The sequence below is a fragment of the Polaromonas sp. P3_C2 genome (genome assembly GCF_056402675.1).
On record NZ_JBFUGX010000784.1, the window covers coordinates 1 to 1,728 of the forward strand.

Sequence of the window (1,728 nt, forward strand, 5' to 3'; positions counted from 1 at the left end):
CTGCAGGGATCTGGACATGTGTGCAGTGTAAGAGAATCAAGGCATGAATCCTGTCTCCGACCCTGCCGCAATCTCCAGACACACCGGGCAAAACCGCCCCCTGATTTTGGGCTCGACCTCCCGCTATCGCCGGGAATTGCTGCAGCGGTTGCATATCCCGTTTGAGGTGGTCGCGCCCGACGTGGACGAAACGCCCCATGCCGGCGAACTCCCTGGCCCACTGGCCGAGCGGCTGGCCCTGGCCAAGGCCCGGGCTGTCGCCAAGGCATTTCCCGACGCGGTTGTCATCGGTTCCGACCAGGTTGCAGACCTCGACGGCCAGCCGCTCGGCAAGCCGGGCACCCACGAAAACGCCGTCATCCAGCTGCGCCGGATGCGAGGGCAAACCGTCATTTTTCAGACGGCTGTGGCCGTCRTGTGCCTGGACAGCGGTTATGAAGCGAAAAGTCTGGCCGCAGTGAGGGTGAAATTCCGCGCGCTGACGGATGACGAAATTGAAAACTACCTGCGCACCGAGCAACCGTACGATTGCGCGGGCAGCGCCAAAAGCGAAGGCCTCGGCATCGCGCTGCTTGAATCGATCGACAATGACGACCCGACTGCGCTGATCGGCTTGCCGCTGATCCGCACCTGCAGGCTCATCGAAGCCGCAGGCGTGAAGTTGCTTTCAGCCCGCGGGAGCCAGCCATGAGCGGCGCAACAAAAGGGAAACTTTACCTGGTGCCCGCACCGCTTGACTTCGGCTGCGACGACCTTGCCCCTCTGCAGGATGTCATGCCGCTGGGCACCGTGCAAATCGCCGCCAGGCTCTCCTGCTGGATCTGCGAAAACGCGAAAAGCACGCGCGCCTACCTCAAGCGTATCGACGCGCTGCAGCCGCTCAGCACGCCGCTGCAGTCGCAGCAAATCCAGGAGCTGCCACGGGAGGTTCACAAAAAAGGCGACCACACCGGCAACTTCGACGCGCGCCCCCTTTTGATGGCGGCCGTGGAAAGCCGCGACATGGGCCTGGTCAGCGAAGCCGGCATGCCTGCCATTGCCGATCCCGGATCCTCGGTGGTACGCGCCGCCCATGACCTGGGGCTGGAGGTTGTGCCGCTGACGGGCCCGATGTCGCTGATGCTGGCGCTGGCAGCGAGCGGTCTGAACGGTCAGAATTTTGCGTTTGCAGGCTACTTGCCGCAGGCACCGGCCGAGCGCGTCCAGCGTATCCGGGAACTGGAATCCCTGGCACTCAAATCCGGCCAGACCCAGCTCTTCATCGAAACACCCTATCGCAATGCGGCTTTGTTCCAGTCGCTGCTGCAAACACTGCAGGGCAACACCCGGCTGGCGCTGAGCTGCGGCCTGACGATGACCAAAGGCTGGTCCCGCAGCGCGCAGGTCAGCGGCTGGAAACGCGACAAACTCCAGGCACCACTGGAATTGCCAACCGTTTTCTGTATCGGCCGCTAGAGCGCCAGACAGGAACAAAAAAGCCCGCGCGAAGCGGGCTTTTTGGCAAGGGCCATCACCTTCTCAAGAGGTCGTCCTAGCGAAGCGCCGGAATCGCCTTGAAGGCCTTCATTGCGCCTTCGCCCATCGCCGCGCCAAACTTCTTGGCCAACCGTTCGGCCACATTGTCGCGACGGGTGTAGTCAATGATCTCGTCGGTCTTGACCACTTCGCGGGCCACATACTCAAGGTTGCCGAGCTGGTCGGCCAGGCCCAGTTCCACCGCCTGCTGGC

2 protein-coding genes and 1 pseudogene are annotated in these 1,728 nt (G+C 62.8%); 2 read left to right on the plus strand and 1 reads right to left on the minus strand.

Annotation, left to right across the window (positions count from 1 at the left end; all coding sequences use genetic code 11):
* Positions 1–43 precede the first annotated feature (43 nt).
* Positions 44–691, plus strand: a complete 648-nt coding sequence (locus AC1DWI_RS21905; protein ID WP_477725760.1) for a Maf family protein — start codon at positions 44–46, stop codon at positions 689–691.
* Complete coding sequence (locus AC1DWI_RS21910; protein ID WP_477671311.1) at positions 688–1,455, plus strand: SAM-dependent methyltransferase; 768 nt, start codon at positions 688–690, stop codon at positions 1,453–1,455. The genes AC1DWI_RS21905 and AC1DWI_RS21910 overlap by 4 nt, the downstream gene beginning before the upstream one ends.
* A gap of 76 nt (positions 1,456–1,531) precedes the next feature.
* Here AC1DWI_RS21910 and AC1DWI_RS21915 read toward each other — a convergent pair.
* A pseudogene (locus AC1DWI_RS21915) lies at positions 1,532–1,728 on the minus strand (S49 family peptidase); the annotation flags it as partial.